This is a genomic window from Natrinema salifodinae (assembly GCF_900110455.1).
Classification (GTDB): Archaea; Halobacteriota; Halobacteria; order Halobacteriales; family Natrialbaceae; genus Natrinema; species Natrinema salifodinae.
The window spans coordinates 504825-524905 of record NZ_FOIS01000002.1 but is presented as its reverse complement, the minus strand read 5'-3'; the positions used below and the strand labels follow the sequence as shown (position 1 = coordinate 524905).

Here is a 20081-nt window from a genome sequence, read left to right as displayed (position 1 = left end):
TGATGGTTCTAACGGTAGCAAGAATCCCTTGGCAGAAAAGATAAAATAACAAGAGGGGAGAGTTACTATTCAGTCGTCATAGCCGTTAATCTGCAATTCGGATTGAGCTACGTATCCACTCACAGCAGCAGGATGGGGGACCTCAGCCACTGTGCCTTCCATGATGAGCCAGGTGATCACTCGTTGATTTTGGATAGAGTCTCCATCGACATACTGCGCCGGATGGTAGAACTCGAGTTCAGTCTCTAAGTCTTCGACCCGCGTTTTCTGAGAGTCCGCTGGCCCGATCTCGTCAGAGTTGACTGGGACTACGACGAGTTCCAAGCTCCGATCCATCGGAATGTCAATTTGTTCACTTCCGTCTGGGTTCGAGAATCGAACCTTCTGTCCGGGTTCACCCTCAAGGTAGAACTCTTCATCAGGGGTAATCCACTGGTCTCCGTCGAAGACGTGGGTTTCAACACCTTCTGTCGTCCCAGGAGTCACCTCAAGCGCCGTGTAGTGGAGGTACTGCATTGTCACATTGTCTTCCCCATCCCAGTTCTCTGTAGCTCCATAGTTCCTCAGTGACTCCACTTCGTGCCCTGGTCCGTGTCGGCGCCAGATTGGGACGATTCGTCCGTCGCTGAAAAATTCGTATGAGATATTGTAGTTGTACGGACCGAACTGTGCTCCTGAGTGGAAGTCGATACTCCCCCGTCCCTGGGCCCCGGTATGGTAATGGGTTCGGAACTGGAACCCGGATGGATGCCCTCTGCGTTCGGGATAGTCGATCTTTCCAAGCTGACCTGGCCCGCCGAACGGAATACTGTGAATGTCCCAGTATAGGTGATGTCCGTTGAAGACGGGTTCATGATCTGGGAAGAACCAGTCGACCGTGTTTCGCCCCTCTCGCGGCGGTAAGTTATAGCCCGTTGGAGTGGCCATTGCATTCATCGTCCGGAAGACCGGCGTCCCGTTGTAGTCACCGTAGAACGTCACCCCCATTGTTTCGGGCGGTTCCCACTCGATCTGCCAGTTGTCCTGCTCGAACGATTCTTCAGGCAATAGATCGAATCGATGGAACCCATCTTCGGCCGTCTTGAGCGGGCGCTGCTCGAGTGGAACAGCCGGCACTTCCCCGAGGACTGTTTGATCAGCCGGTGAGATCTGCCGGGCCATCTTCTGAACCGGATATCGGACGAAGTCCTCGACGAAATGCAGATCAACCAACTCGGGGTTTTCCGAGTCGGTCACGTCGAGATAGCCAACCGCTACCGAAACCTCGTCGTCACCAACCCCGTAGAAGATAAGCGATGAAACTTCACCGTGTGGTCTGTCCTTCCAAGCGAAAATCTCCTCAGCGACCTTGAACACCGCCCATGTGTCTCTATCCTGTGCGAAGTCTTGTACATCCGGGTGCTCGCGCATAACCCGTACCCGCTGGAGTTCCTCTTGCGAATACTCCTCCTGCCATGACACATCTATCGGGTCGCTGATGTGGAGTGCAACTAGCTCGTTATGCTGGCGATCGACGAGGCCGAATATCGTCTGTCGATTCCTCGCTGTGATCTCCCAGCCACCTTGGTCGAGTCCGCCTTCGACGGTGTAATCCGTTGGTCCCTGAATGCTAATCGCGTCAAGGTGATTCGAGAGCGGTTCGTACCCAACGAAATTTGCAATCCACTCTCGTGCAACACTATTGGCCTCTGGATCCTTCAGAAGGGTTTCAACCGCCTCCTTCCGACGATGGATGTGGGTGATTTCGTAGTTCTCCTCGTGGAAATCCCGCACTGACAGGCGTTCAGCTCCAGAGATTCGGTCTGTTGCGTCTGGTGCTTCCTGACTTGATTCGGTTTCGCTTTCCTGTGCGCCGGCGACGCCGGTCTGGAGCCCGAGTACCGTGGCCCCTCCGGCCGCCTTCATAACCCCCCGTCGATACCACTCCGACCCGTGTCTCATGCTATCGTCTGGCATGGACTATTCTGTACCCTCTCAAGCAATTTAATGGTTGTACACACATGTTATAATAGACGTACAAGAAATGGGGAAACACGTAAAATATGCGCTTTACTATTTAAATAGTAGTGGGGTTAGGCTATAAATGTTGAACGAAGTGGATGGGGCGTAGCTGAGGGGGTTTAAGAAATTGGTCATATATGATTATAAATCCACTTAGTGACGGTCAATATTCAGCCGTTCAGTTCGCACGCGTAGTGTGCGCCTTCAGAGAATCATCTGAATGATTAGGGAGACAGAGTCGATTATTTCGCTTCTGACTACTCTCGGCTCAGTATGCTATATACGTCTGCGAAACAGAATTGAGAGATCGCTTACGGATCGACGAGCTACTCGTTCCGCGGGTTGCTCGGGTGGTAATCCGTGTCATACTCGCCGGGCTGGTCGTCAACGCGGTCGGGGTTGAGCCGGCCCGACAGCAGCATGAAGTCGACCAGCGTCAGCGCGAGCATCGCCTCGACGACGGGGACGCCGCGAGGCGGCAACACGGGGTCGTGGCGGCCGATGACCTTCTCCTCTTTTAGTTCGCCGGTCTCCCAGTCGGCCGTCTGCTGGGGCTTCGGGATGGACGTCGGCGCGTGCAGCGTCACCTCGCCGTAGATCGGCTCGCCGGAGGAGATGCCGCCCTGAATGCCGCCGTGGTCGTTCTCGACGGGCGTCGGGTCGCCCTCGTCGTCGAACTCCCAGTCGTCATTGCGCTCCTTGCCGGTCCACTCGCGCGCCTCGCGGCCGAGGCCGAACTCGAAGGCCGTCGTGGCCGGGATCGCCATCATCGCCTGGCCGAGCCGCGCGGACAGCGAGTCGAACCGCGGCGCGCCGAGCCCGCGGGGGACGCCCTGGGCCTCGAAGTAGATGCTCCCGCCGATGGAGTCGCCTTCGTCCTGATAGTCGGCGATCAGGTCCTGCATCGCGTCGGCGGTCTCGGGGTGGGCACACCGCACGTCGTTCTCTTCGGAGTGCTCTTTGATCTCCTCGAAGCTCACCTCGGGGGCCTCGATGTCGCCGATCTGGTTGACGTGGGCCTTGAGTTCGATTCCCTCGCGCTCGAGGAGTTGCTTTGCGATCGCGCCCGCCGCGACCCAGTTGACGGTCTCTCGGGCCGACGAGCGGCCGCCGCCACCCCAGTTGCGCGTGCCGAACTTCGCCGAGTAGGTGAAGTCGCCGTGGCTGGGACGGGGCGCGGTGATGAATGGCTCGTACTTGCCCGATCGGGCGTCCTTGTTCTGGATGACCAGGCCGATCGGCGTTCCGGTGGTGTAGCCGTCCTGAACGCCGGACTTGATCGAGACGGCGTCGGGTTCGCCGCGGCTGGTCGTGATCATCGACTGGCCTGGTTTCCGGCGATCGAGGTCCTCCTGGATGTCCTCTTCGGAGAGTTCGAGGCCGGCAGGGCAGCCCGAGATGGTACAACCCATCGCCTCCCCGTGGCTCTCGCCGAACGTGGTCACCTGAAAGAGGCGACCGAAGCGGTTGCCGTTCATTACCCCGTCCTCTGTGACGCGGCCACTTAGCCCTGCAGGATTCGCGCACACCGCACGGACGTCGGGCGCGACGCGGTCGCTCTCGACGCGACGCGATCGAGCGATCGGCCGTCTCGGACGGGATACCGTCGGTGGGCTGGGCACAGCTATTTCGGCGTCGATCGCGTACGGTTCACGAATGGGCAAGAAACGGATCGAACCCGACCTGGTGACCCTGCAAGCGGCCGCTGACGAGCTTCCGGTCGACCGAGTGGTCCGCCTGCTCGCCGATCCCGCCGCCCGCTACGCGATCGTCTTGCTCCACGACGAGCCGACGCGGACGCTCGAGGAGCTCGCCGACGTTGTCACGGGCAAGACGGCCAGCGTCGAAGGGATGATCGCTACCCCGGCGGACCGCGATCGGGTTCGGATCCGGTTGTATCACGTGATCCTTCCTCGGCTCGATACGCTGGGGTTCGCCGCGTTCGACGCCGACGCGAAGGCCGTTACCGACGCCGACATTCCGGACGCGGTCACCGACGCCCTGGGGGTGACCGACTCATCGCCATGAACGCCGTGAACTCGCTTCGGGACTTCATCGAGGCGATCGAACGCCGGCGCAAGGCCCTCGAGGTCCACACGGACGACGACGCGGCCGTCACGGCGCTTCGCCGCCAGTTCGACACGCGAAACGTCGACGTGACCCGCCGTTCGCTCGGCTCGCTCGGCGAGTCGGGGTTCGTGATCGTTCGGAGCGCCGACGGCGAGTTCCGCGGCGCGGTGGGGCTCGAGCAGTTCCAATCGATCCTCTCGCCGGAGATCCACCCGCCGTGGAAACTCGCCGACGACGATTACGACCGGGCGGAGCTGTTCGACTTCCTCGAGAACACCCTGTTTACGTCCTACAGCCGGCGCCAGATGCTGGCGACCGCCCGCGAGATCGAAGAACGGGCCTGGCGCGTCGGCGCCGGCACGCTGTACGCGGGGTTCCAGCGCGCGACCGCGCTCGCCGAACAGACCGAGGTCTACGACCAGTTAGCGAGCCGCGATTCGCTCGCGGTAGCGGTGTTCGTCGACGACGCGTGGGACACCTCGCTCGCCGACGACGTGATGGTCGCGTCCGAGGCCGGCGGTGAACTCGGCACGTTCTGGATCGTGGCGTTCGACGGCGGCGGCAACGAACTGGACGCCTGCGCGTTACTCGCCGAAGAGCGCGACGAGGGCCAGTACTACGGATTCTGGACGTACGATCCGGCGACGGTCGACGAGCTGATCTCGTACCTCGAGACGACCTACGACGTCTCGTAGGCACCGGCGTCGGCCACCGGATTCAGCCGCGAAGCCGACCGAGCTCGGCCGCCGCGACAGGCACGAGCATCTCGTCGGGGTGGAGCCCGCCGTGCATCCCGACCAGCTCGAACTTCGCGGAATCGCTGCCGTACCAGACCGCCTGGTCACGGTGACAGACGACCAGGTCGCCGAGCCGACGACGGAAGGTGTCGCTCTCCGGGCCGGCGCCGAAGAGGTCGCGGTCGCGGGCCGCCTGGCGGGAGAAGATCCGGGCGTCGAGGGCGTCGGCGAGGTCCGAGCGAACTCGGTCGCACACGCCGTCGCCGCCCCGCAGGTGGAGGTGGACGTTGCGCGGACTGCCGGCGTAGCGGACCGGCTCGCCGTTCGCGTGTCGGTCGAGACCGTCCATTACCGACTCGAACGATTCGAGGTCGACGCTGCGAGCGGTGTCGGTGTCGACGTGACCGTGATCGGCCGTCAGGAGGACGAGCGTCTCGTCGAGGGCCGATCCCGCCGCGTCCGTCGCGTCGCCCCCCGGGAGCCCCGAGAGCGCGCGCTCGATCGCATCGAAGGTGTCCGCGACCGCCTCCCGGTACGCGTCGCTGTCGGTGCCGGCGGCGTGCGCGGCGGCGTCGATCTGCGGGAGGTACGCGTAGAGGAAGGCGGGTTCGTCGGCCGCGGTGAACGCCTCCCGGAGCGCCGACTCGAACCCGTCGAGGGCGTACGCCGGCGCGTCGACGTCCCCGCCGTAGGTGTGTGCAGTTGCGCCGTCGTAGGTCTCCGGGAACGGGACGACGTGGCGGCAGTCGATCCCCGCGTCGGTGAGGGCCGGATAGATCGCCTGGCCCTCGAAGACGTCCTGCATGTCGCGGTCGACCGGCTCGTCGCCGGCCTTGACGTCGACGGTGAAGGCCTCGTAGGAGGCGTCGTCCGCCGGGTCGTAGACGTCCCAGCCCAGGACGCCGTGGGCGGCGGGCAACCGCCCGGTGTGGAAGGTGGTCAGCGCCGCAGCAGTCTCGGAGGGGTAGATCGTCGTCAGCGGCGAGACGGTCCCCGCGGCCTCGAATCGATCGAGCAGCGGGTGATCGTGGCGCTTCCAGAATTCGAGCCCGAAGCCGTCGACGAGGACGACCAGAACGCGGTCGTATCCGTTCCCGCTCCCGACCCCGTCGAGCACGTCGGCGGGAAGCGGTCGGTGATCGCCGGACGGCGGGACGTCGTCCGTCTCGACGTTCGCGTCGAGGGCCGACAGCACCGTCTCGGGTACGTTCGCGAAGCAGTAGCCGTCGTAGTCGGGGAAGAGGTACCCGTCCGCGCACAGCCGCTCGCGGAGTTCGGACTCGAGGTCGGTGCGCATGCGACGTCCCACGTCGCCGAGCGAAAAAGCATCACCGGGGCGGACGGCGCGGATTACGGCAGTTCGAACTCGATCGCCGCGCCCTGGCCGAAGCCGACGCACTCGGTCGCGATGCCCCGCTCGACGCCGCGGCGGTTCATCTCGTGGACGAGCGTCACCGGCAGGCGAGCGCCCGAAGCGCCCAGCGGGTGGCCGATGGCGATCGCGCCGCCGTTGACGTTGAGCCGGTTGTCCGGAATACCGAGTTCTCGCTGGGAGTACAGCGTCTGGCTGGCGAAGGCCTCGTTGATCTCGACCAGGCCGTAGTCGTCGATGTCGCGCCCGGCGCGCTCGAGCAGCCCTTCGGTGGCGGGGACTGGGCCGACGCCCATGATCGTCGGGTCGACGCCGGCGACGTAGCTGGTGCCGACTTCCGCCAGGACCTCCAGTCCGCGCTCGTCGGCGAGTTCACGGCTGGTGAGCATGACGCCGGCCGCGCCGTCGGCGATCTGCGAGGCGTTGCCCGGCGTCACCGTGCCGTCCTCTTTGAAGACCGTCGGGAGGTCGGCGAGTTTCTCCGTGGTCGTCCCGGGACGGAGCCCCTCGTCCTCGTCGTGGACGCCGTCCTCGGTCTTGATGGGGACGATCTCGTCGTCGAAGCGCCCCTCTTCGGTGGCCTCGACCGCGCGCCGCTGGCTGCGGGCGCCGTACTCGTCTTGCTCCGCGCGGGAGATACCGAACTCCTCGGCGACCTTCTCGGCGGTCATCCCCATCTGGAGGTTCTCCATCCCGTAGCGCTCGTCGAAGCCGGGGTACATGTCGTCGCTGCCGGCGGACCCCATCTTGACCCGGCTCATGCTCTCGACGCCGCCCGCGATGACCGCGTCGTGCCGGCCCGCCGCGATCGAGTCCGCGGCGCCGATGATCGCCTGCGCGGAGGAGGCGCACTGCCGGTCGACGGTCGTCGCCGGGACCCCCTCGCCCAGTTCCGAGAAGAGCGCGATCTGTCGCGCGATGTTCGCCCGCTGTTCCTCGCGCTGCTGGGCGCAACCCCACATCAGGTCGTCGACGTCCTCGCCCGCCAGGCCGGTCTCGGCGAGCATCTCGTTGACCAGCGGAATCGAGAGGTCCTCGCTGCGGATATCCGCGAGTGCACCGTCCTCTTTTCCTTGAGCAGTTCTAACAGCGCTAACTATTACTGGGGTTTTGTCTGACATTGTATACCACAATTTTTCGAGAGCCTAAATGCTTACCGCTGCCGGAAAGCCACAACGACGGCGAGAAGCGCGGGGCAATCGAGTCTCCGTTCGATCGAACAGTGGAAGGAAAGGCTCGGGTCGCGATGGCAACGAGACGCCAACGTAGTCCGCGTCCTCGATCGTCAATTCGCCGACGTCGACCGGGTTCGCAACCGCGAACGCTATGATATTGAGAAGAGAACGCTGGCAATTCCGCCACGCCTCCATTATTTTGCTACCTCTTCTTCGGTAAAACTTATCATACTACGAAACAATTATTCGATATGGTTCGACGCCGCCAGATCCTTCTCGCGACGCTCGCTGCCGGAGCGGCCGGTACTGCGGGCTGCGTGAGCGACGATCCCTCCGATGAACGAAACGAAAACGGCGACGATCAGTCGACGGGCTCGAACGACGCGGATCTTCCGTCGGACCTCGAGTCCACGGCTGACGGCGTCTACCGGGTCGATATCGGCGCCGTCAGCGACCGAGCGGCGTCGATCGAGGACTCCATGCAAATATCCTACGACGGGGATCCCGAAGTCGTCTGGGTGTACGACCGAATTCTCGAGTCCAATCGATCGGCCGAATCGACCCCCGAGTTAGCCGTCGATCCGGTCATCGACACGACCGACGATGTGGAGAACCTCTTTTTAGCCCCGATCTACGACGCCGACGCCGAGAACTGGACAATCCACGCCTACGCCGACGACACATACTACGAGGCCAGGGACACACACCAATTCTGGATCGGACGATTCTTCACGGGACCGAACGAGGACCAGGCGGTCCGCGGACACGACGTGGCGTTTACCGAGCACCACGACGGCGTCTATCGCGCGACCCTCGAGTACGGCGAGACGCCGCCCGAGAACGGCCTCGACCGGTCGAAACGGGTGATGCTCACGAACAGAGAGTGGGACGAGACGGCGCTCGAAGCAGCGGAATCGATACTCGGTGCCGCCGTGGCTCCCACTCGAGTCGGCCCGACGGAGCCGGACTATAACGAAGCGGACGAGGACGACCCGGCTCCGGTGGTCGATTTCTCGTTCGAGTACGATCCGGACGCGAAGACGATTACGATCGTCCACGAGAACGGCCCCGCATTCCGGGGTGATCACGTTCAGGTCGAGTTCGAAGCCGGCCTCACCGAAGCGCAGTTCTCCGGCGAGGTTACCCCCGGCGACCGGCTCACCGTCGCGGTTCCGAGCGCCGACCCCAGTGAGTATCTCGGGATCGCCTGGCGAGGGCCGGAGCAAGAGCACTACATCATCTTAGATCGCTACGAGATTCCCGAGTGATCCGTCGCGGCCCGGTCGCGAACTAGTCGGTCGAAGGTGCGCTGTCAGCGGACCGCCGTTATTACGCGTCGTCGCGCTCGAGGTCGACCCCCAGATCAGCGAGCAAGTCGAAGAACCCGGGGAACGAGACGTCGACGTGGTCGGCGCCCTCGACGGTCGTCTCGCCGTCGGCGACCAGGCCGGCCAGCGCCAGCGCCATGATGATCCGGTGGTCGTCGCGGCCGGAGACGGTCGCGCCTTCGAGGGTCGACTCGCCGCCGTGGATCGTCAGCGAGTCCTCCCGCTCGGTCGTCTCGACGCCCATCTTGCCCAACTCTTCGGCCATCGCACTCACGCGGTCGGTCTCCTTGTATCGGACGTGCTCGGCGTTCGTAATGCGCGTGTCGCCGTCGGCGACCGCCCCGAGGGTCGCGATCGTCGGCAGCAGGTCCGGGGTATCCTCGACGGAGACCTCGATTCCGGAGAGCGGGGCCTTCGAGACGTCGATCACGCCCGCGTCGCGGTCCCAGTCGACGTCGGCGCCCATGCGCTCGACGATCTCGACGATGGCGGTGTCGCCCTGCGCGCTCGGATTCGCGCCCTCGATGCGGAGGCCCTCGTCGCTCGCGATCGCGCCGGCGGCAAGCGGGTACGAGATCGAGGAGAAGTCGCCAGGCACCGCGTACTCGCCGCCGGCGGGCGCGTACGACTGGCCGCCGTCGGCTTCGAACCCGGCATCGGTCTTTCGGGCCTCGACGCCGAAGTCTTCGAGCATCTCAAGCGTGATGTCGACGTACGGCGCGGACTTGAGTTCCGTCTCGAGATCGATCGCGATCCCCTCGTCGGTCACCGCGCCGGCCAGCAGCAGGGCGGTGATGTACTGCGAGGAGACGTCGCCCGGGATCGAGACCTCGCCGCCCGCGAGCGGTCCGGGGACGACCAGGGGCGCCTGGCCGTTCCCGCGCGTGCTGAACGCCTCGGCGTCGAGGTCGGCCAACGCCTCGAGCAGCGGACCTTGGGGCCGCGAGCGGAGGGATTCGTCGCCGGTCAGGACGGTCGTGCCGTCGGCGAGGGCCGCAGCGGCCGTGACGAGCCGCATCGTCGTGCCGCTGTTTCCGCAGTCGATGACGTCCGCCGGCACCTCGGGGCGGCCGTCGAAGCCGTCGATCTCGAGCGTGCCGTCGTCGGCTCGGTCGACGTCGCCGCCGAACAGTTCCACGGCGCGGGCGGTCGCTCGCGTGTCTGCGCTCCAGAGCGCGTCGCGGACGGTCGCGCCGTCGGCGTATCCGGCCGCGAGGATCGCCCGGTGGGTGTAGCTCTTCGAGGGCGGTGCTCGCGCCGTCCCCGCGACGGCCGAGGGCGTGATAGTGACGTTCATGGTCGCCCTGTGGGGTGGCCGGGTCTTACCGATACCGATCCCCGCAGTGACTGCGAGTCTCCATCGCGCCCGCGATTCGGCCGGGTTCCAGCATCGGATTCGGCCGATGATCGTCACTGACAGCCGATCGAAGCCGCGATTTCGACGATCGGGGTGTCGTCCGTCAGGCTCGTGACCTCGTAGGTCAGCTCATCGCAGGTCCAGAAGATGCTCTGTTTCCGGCCGTCGCGGCGGTAGGCCGCGTGCCCGTCGATTTCGATCTCCTCGAGCGTCGGCGCGTCGGGGCTGAACCGTTGGACCTCCCGGACGGCCACGTAGCACTCGCGCGCGACTACGTTCGGATCGTTGTACCACAACGTCGTTGTCGTCCCGAACCGCTCGGCCTTCTCGACGACGGTGACCCGATCGAGTACGAATCTGCCTGGGACGTCCGGATCCGGCAGGTCGTACGGCGTGACCGCCGCGGCGTCCGCCCGGGACTCGAAAACGCCCTCGGGCTCGGGGCCGTCGGTGACGACGGCCGCTTCGGCCGGCGGCTCGTAGGTGAACGTTCCCGAGTCGACCCCCTCGTCGATCGAGAGATCCTCGTACGCGACGGTCAGGCTGTGGCGCGTCTCGCCGTCCTCGGTGATCGCGTTGCGCTCCTTGACCGGATACCGGTACTCGTCGTCGATCCAGACGGTCCGCGAAACCGTCATCTCCGCCGCGTCAGCGGTCGCCTGCAGCGGGACGACGAACATCGTGTCCCCGACGACGAGGTCGATCGTCGGTCCGATGTCGTCGACCGGCGGCCGCGTCTCGATGACGTGCGCGTCGCGGCCGTCGACGGTCGCCGTCCCCGCGTACTCGAGCCGATACTCGTCGAGGAAGTCCTCGAGCACGCGGCGCGTCCGGTCGGTGTCGGTCTTGTTCGGGTGATACCGCTTGTCCACCGTCTCCGTCGCCGGATTGTACTCCCAGGTGACCGCCCGGTTCGTCACGGTGACCGAGCCGACCGGAACGTCCGGATCGGTCGACTCGACGACCTCGATCCGCTGTTTAGCCGGCGGTTGCCCGGTCACCCGTTCGGTCCGTTCGACGGTCCCGTCCGGGGTCTCGACCGTCATCGTTCGCCGGCCCGCGAGATCGTGCATGCGTCGACGCGTCTCGATCGCATCCCGAACGAGCGCGTCGCTTGCGGGCGCGTCGGCGTCGGACGTGGGATAGCTGACGCAGCCGGCGAGGGCCATCGCCGCGCTCGCTGTCAGAACCCGTCGGCGGCGCATACGATAGCTGAAAGTCATATCGGGTGATAAGAGTATGGGTTCGCGGTGGCTCGTCCCCATCCCGCGGGATTATGTGGCCGCCGGTCCCACTCCCGATATGAACGTGGACGCGGACCTCTCCGCCCTCCGCGAGTACCTCGCATCGGCGGGCGTGGACGGCTACCTGATCGACGACGACGCCGAGGACGCCGACCAGCGGTACGTCTCCGGCTTCACCGCACCCGACCCCTACCAGACGCTCGTGACCCGCGACGGCGGCGTCCACCTGCTCGTCTCCGGCCTCGAGTACGGCCGGGCGAGCACGGACGCCGACGCGGACTCGGTCACCAGGCGGGCCGCCTACGACTACCAGGAACTCGTCGCCGACCACGGGCAGTACGAGGGGACGGTCCGGACGATCGCGGCGTTTCTCGCCGACCGCGGCGTCGACTCGATTGCGGTCCCCCACGCCTTTCCGACCGGAACGGCGGACGGACTGCGCGAGCGCGGGATCGACGTGGCGGTCGAACGCGAGGGCATCGTCGCGGACATCCGCGCGACGAAGACCGACTGGGAGATCGAGCAAATTCGGGAGAGCCAGCGGGCCAACCAGGCCGCGATGGCCAGGGCCGAGGAGCTAATCGCGACCGCGGACGTCGAAGATGGGATCCTCGTCCGCGACGGCGAACCGCTGACCAGCGAGCGGGTCAAAGAGGAGATCGAAGTCACCCTGTTGCGCCACGGCTGCGCCCTCGACGAGACCATCGTCGCCTGCGGGGCCGACGGCGCTGACCCCCACGATCGCGGCAGCGGGCCGCTCGAGCCCGACGAACTGATCGTGATCGACATCTTCCCGCGGGACAAGGAGACGGGCTACTTCGCGGACATGACCCGCACCTTCGCCCGCGGCGATCCCGGCGCGGAGGCCAGGCGGCGCTACGAGGTCACCCGGGAGGCCTACGAGGCAGCCCTCGGCGCGGTCGAAGCCGGCGTTACCGGCGCGGATGTCCACGGCGTGGCCTGCGACGTGATCGAGCGAGCGGGCTACGAGACGCTGCGGAGCGATCCGAACACCGACACGGGATTCATCCACAGCACCGGCCACGGCGTCGGCCTCGACATCCACGAGCAACCGAGCGTCGCGCCGGCCGGCGGCGAACTCGAGCCCGGTCACGTGATCTCGATCGAGCCGGGGATCTACGATCCCGCGGTCGGCGGCGTCCGCATCGAGGACCTGGTGGTCGTCACCGAGAACGGCTACGAGAACCTGACCGACTACCGCGTGGCCCTCGAGCCGACGGCCGACTGACGGGGCCTCCCGTTACCACAGGAGGTGGGGCCAGACGAAGGTGAAGAGCAGCCAGATGAGGCCCGTCAGGACGGCCGTCATGATGGCGTTCAGGATGAGTCCCGTCCGGAGCATGTGGCGCTGCTCGACGTAGCCGCTGCCGAACACGATGGCGTTCGGCGGGGTCGCGACCGGGAGCGCGAACGCGAAGCTCGCGGCGATGGTCCCGGCGACTGCGAGGAACAGCGCCGTCGAGAAGTCGGAGAGGCCGAGCGTCGCGGAGAAGACGCTTCCGAGGCTGATCAGGATGGGGACGATGATACTGGTCGTCGCGGCGTTGGAGGTCATCTCGGTTAGGAAGACGACGAGCAACACGACCGCGGCGATGACGAGCAGGATCGGTGCGCCGACGAGTCCGCTGAAGACGGTTTCCGCGATCCACTCGGTCGCGCCCGTGTCGGCGAGGGCGTTGGCCAGTGAGATGCCGCCGCCGAACAGCAGCAGCGTTCCCCAGTCGATGTCGACGAGTTCGTCCCACTCCATCGTGTCCGCGAGCACGAGCGCGGGCACCGCGGCGACGCCGACCATCACGTAGTAGAGAAGTCCCTGATGACCGGCGACGCCGAAAACGGTCGCCCCGTCACCGCCGAAGAGCGTCGTCATCCAGACGCTCGGGAGGTACGGGTCGAAGAACTCTCCGAGGCCGCCGAGGACCCAGAGGCCGGCCGTCGCGGCGAAGATCATCGCGACCCGCTTACCGCGCGGACTGAGCGCGCCCTCCTCCGCGAGTTGCTCCCGAGCGGCCGCGCGAGCGTCGTCGACGCCGGTGATCTCGGGCGGGTAGAGGACGTACGTGAGGAGGACCCAGACGAGCGGGAGCGTCACGACGACGACCGGGAATCCGATGAGCAGCCAGTCCGCGAACCCGATCTCGTAGTCCAGAACGGCGTTGAGTTGGCCGACGAGGATCGCGTTCGGCGGCGTTCCGATGATCGTTCCGACACCCCCGATGCTCGCGGCGTAGGCGGTCCCGAGGAGCATCCCGATCTGGAGGTTCGTAAACTCGGGCGCGACCTCGGCGGTCCCGCCGTCGGACGCCGCCGCGGTCCCGGCCGCGTCGGTAGTCTCGGCCGCCTGGTCGGCCGACGCCAGCTCGTCGCGGCTGAGAACCTGCGTGAGGACGCCGACGGCGATGGGCGTCATCATCGCGGTCGTCGCGGTGTTCGAGACCCACATCGAGAGGCCGGCGGTCACGAGCATCACGGCGAGGATGAGTCGACGGGGAGAACTCCCCATCTTGACCATCGAGTACAGCGCGATCCGGCGGTCGATGTTGTACTTCTGGATCGCGTTCGCGAGCATGAATCCGGCCAGAAACAGGAAGATGAGGTGATCGGCGAAGCCCGCGAGCGCGGTGTCCATGTCGTCGTAGATGCCCGTGCCGGTCAGCAAGACCGGGATCGTCAACGCGGTGACCGCGAGCGGGAACGCGCCGGTGACCCAGAGGACGCCCGCGAAGAACATCGTCGCGATCGCGTACTGACCTGAGATCTCAAGCCCCGACGGCGTCGGGGCGGCCGCGATCGCTACCGTCCCAATAACCGCGATGCAAAACTGCAGCAATCGCTTGTGACACTCACTCAGGTTGGCATGTATCATTGATACAGGCGATAATACTCATTATTGTTTTTAATTCTTGCTATGTCCTCACATCCGCGGTGGACGCTAGAAGTGATCGACGATGGCCCGCATCTGAGCGTCGGTGAGCTCCGCCTCGTAGAGGGCCAAGAGGACCCGGCGCCGCGACGGGGAGAGGGACCGACTGCCGCTTTCGAGCATCGAGACGTGCGCCTGCATGAGGTCGTCGACTTCCCGTTCGACCGCCCGTTGCTCGTATCCGGCCGCGACCCGCAGGAGTCGCCAGGCGAGCGGAGAGATCTGATCCGGTTCCCAATCCTCGAAAGCGTCCATGTCTACTCGGATACGAGAGGAATGATAGTCGCTCGTCAAAGTCTCTTCGGCGAACCGGTCGATCGGCTCTCGAGATCAAGAGGGCGCGGACGGCCGCAGAGACCGCAGTATCCCGCGAGTGCGGTCGTCGGAGCGAAGCGCGGCGGGTTCTCGGACCCGCCACGTCACTGCAAACGACTGCTGCAAAAGCAGGGCCCAGCTTTAGTTGGATTTTGGGCGTGTGATGCCTACGAGGGCTGCACAATGGACGGCACCAGCGTTGGCGAGCGAATCGAACCGAAGCGAACCGAGCGCGACGGAACCGGTGACGGGAACGGGGACGGGGTCGACCGATGAGGGCCCTCACCTGGCACGGCGAGCAGGACGTCCGCGTCAGCGACGTTCCCGAGCCCGAGATCGTTAACCCGACCGACGCGATCATCGAAATCACGGCCACCGCCATCTGCGGGTCCGATCTGCACCTCTACAACGGCTACATGCCCGGCATGCGGGAGGGCGACGTCCTGGGCCACGAGCCGATGGGCGAAGTCGTCGAGGTCGGCGAGGCGGTCGAGACCCTCGAGGTCGGCGACCGGGTCGTCGTCCCCTTTACGGTCAGCTGTGGCTCCTGTTGGTTCTGCGAGAACGAGCTGTACTCCCTCTGTGACAACTCGAATCCGAACGCCGAGATGGCCCGCAAGATCATGGGTCACTCACCGGCCGGCCTGCTTGGCTTCTCGCACATGCTGGGCGGCTACGCCGGCGGCCAGGCGGAGTACCTGCGGGTCCCCTACGCCGACGTCGGCCCGATCGTAATCGAGTCCGACCTGCCGGACGAGCAGGTACTCTTCCTCTCGGACATCTTTCCGACGGGCTACATGGCCGCCGAAAACGCCGAGATCGAGGACGAGGATACGGTCGCGGTCTGGGGCTGCGGGCCGGTCGGTCAATTCGCCATCCAGAGCGCGCGGCTGCTCGGCGCCGACCGCGTGATCGCCATCGATCGCATCTCCGAGCGCCTCGAGATGGCCCGCGAGCACGGCGACGCCGAGACCATCGACTTCGAGAGCGAAGACGTCTACGAGCGGCTGATGGAATTGACCGGCGACCGCGGGCCGGACCGCTGTATCGACGCGGTCGGCACGGAGGCTCACGGCACGGGCGTCGTCGGCGCCGCCGATCAGGCGAAACAGCGGGCCCATCTCCAGGAGGACCGGCCGCACGTGCTTCGCCAGGCGATCAAGTCCTGCCGGAAGGGCGGGACGCTCTCGGTGCCCGGGGTCTACCTCGGACGCGGGGACAACGTCCCGCTCGGACCGCTGATGAACAAGGCGATCACGGTCAAGACGGGACAGACGCACGTCCAGCGCTACCTCGATCCGCTCCTAGAGACCATCGAGGAGGGTGAGATCGACCCCTCGTTCGTCGTCACGCACCAGGAGCCGCTGGAGAAGGGACCGGAGATGTACGAGACGTTCAACGAGAAGGACGACGGATGTATTAAGACGATATTGACGCCTTGAGTCCAGGGACGCGTACGCGCGACTGTCTCGGTCCCTCCGATCGATGACGGGTGCCGACGAGCGACGAGCCGCGCCGGTTACAGCGTGTAATCGTGCTCGCCGTCCTCGCTGGCCAGGAACGCCGCGAGCAGGTCGATCGTCGCCGCGACGTCGTCGACGTGGGCCGCCTCGGTGACGGTGTGGAGGTACCGCGTCGGGACCGAGATCGCGCCGACGGGCTTCGCGCCGGCCGAGTGCTGGAAGCCGGCGGTATCGGTACCGCCCGCCGGCAGAATCTCGAGCTGGTGATCGATGCCCTCGTCCTCGGCGATCGACTGGAGCCGCCCGTGGAGTTTCGGGTTCGTGATGACGCTCGAGTCCTTGAGCTTGATCGCGGTTCCTTCACCCAGTTCGGTGACGTGCTCGCCGTCTTCGAAGCCGGGCACGTCGTTGGCGACGGTGACGTCCAGTGCCAGCGCCAGGTCCGGATCGACGTCGACGCCCAAGGCGTGTGCGCCCCGCAGTCCGACCTCCTCCTGGACGGTCGCACAGAAGTGGATCGTCTCCGCGGGGTCGTCGTCGGACTCGGACAGCCGGCGAGCCGCTTCGAGCATCGCGAACAGGCAGACCCGATCGTCCAGGGCCTTCCCGGTGATCGTCTCGCCGACGCGCTCGGTCGTCTGGTCCATCGTGACCAGATCGCCGGTCGAGACGCGCTCTTCAAGTTCCTCGTAGGGGAGGCCGGGGTCGACGATGGCGTCCTCGACCTCGGGCGTCTTCTCCCGCTGCTCGTCGTCTAAGGTGTGGGGCGGCGGCGACCCGATGACGGCGGGGATGTCCTCGTCTGCGGCGTGGATCGTCACGCGCTGGGCCTTGAGCACGCGGGCGTCCCAGCCGCCGAGGGCGTCGAGTTCGACGAAGCCGAAGCCGTCCTCGTCGCCGCGGACGTGGCGCACCATGAAGCCGATCTCGTCCATGTGGGCCGCCACGGCGACCGAATAGTCGCCATCGCCCTCGAGCGTCCCCACGACGTTGCCCATCGCGTCGGTGCGGACGCGGTCGACGCTGTCCTCGAGTTCTCGGACGACGATATCGCGGACGCGATCCTCGTAGCCGGGGACCCCGCTCGTCTCCGTCAGTTCCGTCAGGAGGTCCAGATCGAAGGATGCGGATGACATACCCACACGTGACTCCCGATTCGTTATAAACACCGTGAAATTTCTACCGCATCGCTACGAATTGTGTCGAACTGACCAGTCTCTTCGCGTGATCGTTCCGATGTGCGGACCGTCAAGGTCGCAACCGGGGAGTATTAACGGATCGGCCCAGTATACCCGTGCACATGAGTGACGTACGTGTCACAGGCACAGGGTTGACCCCGTTCGGGAACAGTCCCGAGCGGACCGGCCGGGATCTGTTCGCCGAGGCGAGCATCGCGGCCTTCGAGGACGGCGGCGTTCCCCGCGACGACGTCGAGGCCGTCCTCTACGGCAACTTCATGGGTGAACTCTCCGAACACCAGGGCCACCAGGGGCCGCTGATGGCCGAAGCTGCGGGCGTGCAGGCCCCCGCGACCCGCTTCGAGTCCGCGTGCGCCTCGAGTGGCACCGCGGTCCGCGAGGCGGTCACGCGGATCCGCAACGGCGAGAACGACGTCGTCCTCGTCGGCGGCGCCGAGCGGATGACCAACCTCGGTACCGCAGGCGCGACCGAGGCGCTCGCGATCGCCGCCGACGACCTCTGGGAGGTGCGGGCCGGCGTCACCTTCCCCGGCGCGTACGCCCTGATGGCCCGCGCCTACTTCGACCGGTTCGACGGCGAGCGCGAGGACCTGGCCCACATCGCCGTCAAGAACCACGAGAACGCGCTGACCAACGAGAAGGCCCAGTACCAGAGCGCGATCGACGTCGCCGATGTCCTCGAGGCCCCGCCGGTCTCGGAACCGCTCGGGCTCTACGACGCCTGTCCCCTCTCCGACGGCGCGGCCGCGCTCGTGCTCACCAGCGAGGCGTACGCCGAGGCGAACGACCTCGACGCGCCGGTCGCGATCACCGGCACCGGCCAGGGCGGCGACCGGATGGCGCTGCACGACCGCGAGCACCTGGCGCGCTCCCCCGCCGCCCGCGAAGCCGGCGCGGAGGCCTACGCCGACGCGGGCGTCGACGCCGGCGACGTCGACCTCGCGGAGGTCCACGACTGCTTCACGATCGCCGAAGTGCTCGCGATCGAGGCCCTGGACATCGAGCCGATCGGCGAGGGCATTTCGGCGGCCCGCGACGGGCGGACGACCGCCGACGGCGACACGCCGATCAACCTCTCGGGCGGTCTGAAGGCGAAGGGGCATCCCGTCGGCGCGACCGGCGCGTCCCAGATCGCAGAGGTCACCGATCTATTAGCTGGCGATCATCCCAACAGCGAGCACGTCGACGGCGCGACGACCGGCGTCGCCCACAACGCGGGCGGCACCGTCGCGAGCGCGACCGTTCACGTCCTGGAGGTGACGGAAGAATGAGCGACGACCAGCCCGTCACCGACGCCGGCTTCGACGAGTGGCTCGACGCCGCCGAGGACGGCGACGCCTACTACCTCGAGTGTCCGAACGAGCACGGCTCCCTGCCGCCGCGGCGGGTCTGTCCCGACTGCGGCTCGACCGAACTCGACGAAATCGCCCTTCCCGACACCGGCGAGGTCCGGACGTTCACCATCACGCACGTCCCGACGCCGGCCTTCGAGGAGGACGCCCCGTACGCGACGGCGATCGTCGACTTTGGCCCCGTCCGCGTCACCGGCCAGATCGTCGGCGTCGATCCCGACGCGGTCGAGACCGGCCTCACCGTCGAACCCGAGATCGCGGTCTCGGAGACGACGGACGAACGCGTGATCGGGTTCCGACCGGTATAGGCACTCCTCGGCCCTGAACCGAACGAACTCCGAAAAATCGGCGTCGATCCCGGTTCGGTCCCGGCCGGATCCGATCCGAATCCGGCCCCAGCGCCAGCGATACGGTACCAACCGCGACGACCAGGCGACCCTATTCGACAGCGTCGTCGATTCGTCACGTCACGACTCGGGTCGACGCGCCCCGCTCTCGTTTTCGCGCTCGATCGCGGCTCGGCCCGGTCAGTTGCCGCCCTCGAGATCGGCCCGGGGCAGTTCAGCGCTCAGGTACTCGACGAACTTGTCGGGGTGTTCGGCGTGGGGCAACTGCGTCGCGTAGTCGATGACGACCAGGTCCAGATCGGCCGCCTCGGCCAGGTCCCGGCCCTCGCGCAGCGGGACGAGGTCGGCGTCCCGCCCCCAGATCAGCGTGGTCGGCGCTTCGAGGGCGGCCAGTTCCGTCGCCAGGTCGAAGTCGGGATCGAGCGTGCCCGCGGCGAAGGAGGCGGTCGCGTAGCGCGCGCCAGGCTGGTGGGCGCTGTTCCAGGCGTAGTCGACCTCCTCGGCGCTGATCCGGTCGGCGTCGTAGTAGCCGTCGCGGTCGTAGAAGTACCGGATCGAGAGCTTGCTCGCGAGCAGGTTGTACAGCGTCGTGCCGACGATCGGCGTCCGCATGAGCGTGCGGAGCCACGGCCGTTCGTCGCCGGTCTCGGCGGTCGGACAGATGAGGACGAGCCGCTCGAGGTCGGTCTCGTCGGCGGCGTCGACGGCGAACGTGCCGGTCAGCGAGGAGGCGACGACGATCGGCTCGTCGGTGATCTCGTCGGCGAAATCGCGGACGAACTCGCCGTAGAGGGTTCCGGAGTAGACCAGCGGCGGTCGCTCCGAGCGGCCGAACCCGGGGAGATCGACCGCGTAGACGTGGTAGTCCTCGGAAAGCTCTTCGACGATCGGTTCGAACTCGTGGCTGCTCGCACCCGCGTAGATCCCGTGGAGAAGCAGCATGTCCGGGTCGTTCGGATCGCCGGCGACGGTGTAGGTCGTCTCGATCCCCCGCCAGCGGTACGTCCGTTCGATTCCGGGGAGCGGGTTCTCGAGGTCGCCTGCGCGCCGTTTCAGGAGTCGGTTGCCGACGACGGCCCCGCCGACGGTACCGAGGGCCGCGCCGAGGACTGTTCGGGCCTTCATAGGACCGCATAGGACGGCAACGACCTTAGACCTCAGGTCGGAATTCAGAACC

The 20081-nt window shown here is 66.1% G+C and carries 17 protein-coding genes; 7 read left to right on the top strand and 10 right to left on the bottom strand.

The window, feature by feature from the left end; genetic code table 11:
* Positions 1-69: 69 nt before the first annotated feature.
* Together BMY29_RS07945 and aroC are read right to left on the bottom strand one after the other, a co-directional pair.
* Positions 70-1956 carry a hypothetical protein gene (locus tag BMY29_RS07945; protein ID WP_143067670.1) on the bottom strand — a complete coding sequence of 629 codons (1887 nt, stop codon included), beginning with the start codon at positions 1954-1956 and terminating at the stop codon, positions 70-72.
* A 371-nt stretch (positions 1957-2327) separates the two neighbouring features.
* Positions 2328-3479: a chorismate synthase gene (aroC, locus tag BMY29_RS07940; protein WP_049988645.1), complete on the bottom strand. Its 1152-nt coding sequence runs from the start codon at positions 3477-3479 to the stop codon at positions 2328-2330.
* Positions 3480-3657: 178 nt separating this feature from the next.
* On the opposite strand from aroC, the gene BMY29_RS07935 reads away from it, so the two are divergent.
* Both BMY29_RS07935 and BMY29_RS07930 read left to right on the top strand, forming a co-directional pair.
* Positions 3658-4029 carry a DUF7344 domain-containing protein gene (locus BMY29_RS07935; protein WP_049988644.1) on the top strand — a complete coding sequence of 124 codons (372 nt, stop codon included), beginning with the start codon at positions 3658-3660 and terminating at the stop codon, positions 4027-4029.
* A 5-nt stretch (positions 4030-4034) separates the two neighbouring features.
* Positions 4035-4766, top strand: coding sequence for a DICT sensory domain-containing protein (locus BMY29_RS07930; RefSeq protein WP_049988738.1), 732 nt, complete (start codon positions 4035-4037; stop codon positions 4764-4766).
* A gap of 22 nt (positions 4767-4788) precedes the next feature.
* On the opposite strand, the gene BMY29_RS07925 is transcribed toward BMY29_RS07930, so the two are convergent.
* Both BMY29_RS07925 and BMY29_RS07920 read right to left on the bottom strand, forming a co-directional pair.
* Entirely contained in the window at positions 4789-6105 is a 1317-nt protein-coding gene (locus tag BMY29_RS07925) for an alkaline phosphatase family protein (RefSeq protein ID WP_049988643.1), read from the bottom strand.
* Positions 6106-6158: 53 nt separating this feature from the next.
* On the bottom strand, positions 6159-7301 hold the full coding sequence (locus BMY29_RS07920) for a thiolase family protein (RefSeq protein ID WP_049988642.1): 1143 nt from the start codon (positions 7299-7301) through the stop codon (positions 6159-6161).
* Positions 7302-7606: 305 nt separating this feature from the next.
* Here BMY29_RS07920 and BMY29_RS07915 point away from each other — a divergent pair, with 305 nt between their 5' ends.
* Complete coding sequence (locus BMY29_RS07915; protein WP_049988641.1) at positions 7607-8623, top strand: hypothetical protein; 1017 nt, start codon at positions 7607-7609, stop codon at positions 8621-8623.
* 61 nt (positions 8624-8684) lie between these two features.
* On the opposite strand, the gene aroA is transcribed toward BMY29_RS07915, so the two are convergent.
* Complete coding sequence (aroA, locus tag BMY29_RS07910) at positions 8685-9980, bottom strand: 3-phosphoshikimate 1-carboxyvinyltransferase (protein ID WP_049988640.1); 1296 nt, start codon at positions 9978-9980, stop codon at positions 8685-8687.
* A 113-nt stretch (positions 9981-10093) separates the two neighbouring features.
* Positions 10094-11245 (bottom strand): LolA family protein, encoded by a 1152-nt coding sequence (locus BMY29_RS07905; RefSeq protein ID WP_049988639.1) that lies wholly within the window; start codon positions 11243-11245, stop codon positions 10094-10096.
* 97 nt (positions 11246-11342) lie between these two features.
* On the opposite strand from BMY29_RS07905, the gene BMY29_RS07900 reads away from it, so the two are divergent.
* Complete coding sequence (locus BMY29_RS07900) at positions 11343-12533, top strand: M24 family metallopeptidase (protein WP_049988638.1); 1191 nt, start codon at positions 11343-11345, stop codon at positions 12531-12533.
* 12 nt (positions 12534-12545) lie between these two features.
* On the opposite strand, the gene BMY29_RS07895 is transcribed toward BMY29_RS07900, so the two are convergent.
* Entirely contained in the window at positions 12546-14171 is a 1626-nt protein-coding gene (locus BMY29_RS07895) for an SLC13 family permease (protein WP_049988637.1), read from the bottom strand.
* Positions 14172-14237: 66 nt separating this feature from the next.
* Positions 14238-14483: a hypothetical protein gene (locus BMY29_RS07890; protein WP_049988636.1), complete on the bottom strand. Its 246-nt coding sequence runs from the start codon at positions 14481-14483 to the stop codon at positions 14238-14240.
* 332 nt (positions 14484-14815) lie between these two features.
* Here BMY29_RS07890 and BMY29_RS07885 point away from each other — a divergent pair, with 332 nt between their 5' ends.
* On the top strand, positions 14816-15985 hold the full coding sequence (locus BMY29_RS07885) for a zinc-dependent alcohol dehydrogenase (RefSeq protein WP_049988635.1): 1170 nt from the start codon (positions 14816-14818) through the stop codon (positions 15983-15985).
* A 77-nt stretch (positions 15986-16062) separates the two neighbouring features.
* Here BMY29_RS07885 and BMY29_RS07880 read toward each other — a convergent pair whose 3' ends face one another.
* The gene (locus tag BMY29_RS07880; protein WP_049988634.1) at positions 16063-17142 is read right to left on the bottom strand and encodes a M42 family metallopeptidase; all 1080 of its coding nucleotides are present in this window, start codon (positions 17140-17142) and stop codon (positions 16063-16065) included.
* 164 nt (positions 17143-17306) lie between these two features.
* On the opposite strand from BMY29_RS07880, the gene BMY29_RS07875 reads away from it, so the two are divergent.
* Together BMY29_RS07875 and BMY29_RS07870 are read left to right on the top strand one after the other, a co-directional pair.
* Positions 17307-18476: a thiolase C-terminal domain-containing protein gene (locus BMY29_RS07875; protein WP_049988633.1), complete on the top strand. Its 1170-nt coding sequence runs from the start codon at positions 17307-17309 to the stop codon at positions 18474-18476.
* Entirely contained in the window at positions 18473-18865 is a 393-nt protein-coding gene (locus BMY29_RS07870) for a Zn-ribbon domain-containing OB-fold protein (protein WP_049988632.1), read from the top strand. Before BMY29_RS07875 ends, BMY29_RS07870 begins: the two co-directional genes overlap by 4 nt.
* Positions 18866-19084: 219 nt before the next feature.
* On the opposite strand, the gene BMY29_RS07865 is transcribed toward BMY29_RS07870, so the two are convergent.
* A complete protein-coding gene (locus BMY29_RS07865; RefSeq protein ID WP_049988631.1) occupies positions 19085-20029 on the bottom strand; it encodes an alpha/beta fold hydrolase in 945 nt (314 codons plus the stop codon).
* Between the last annotated feature and the right edge of the window lie 52 nt (positions 20030-20081).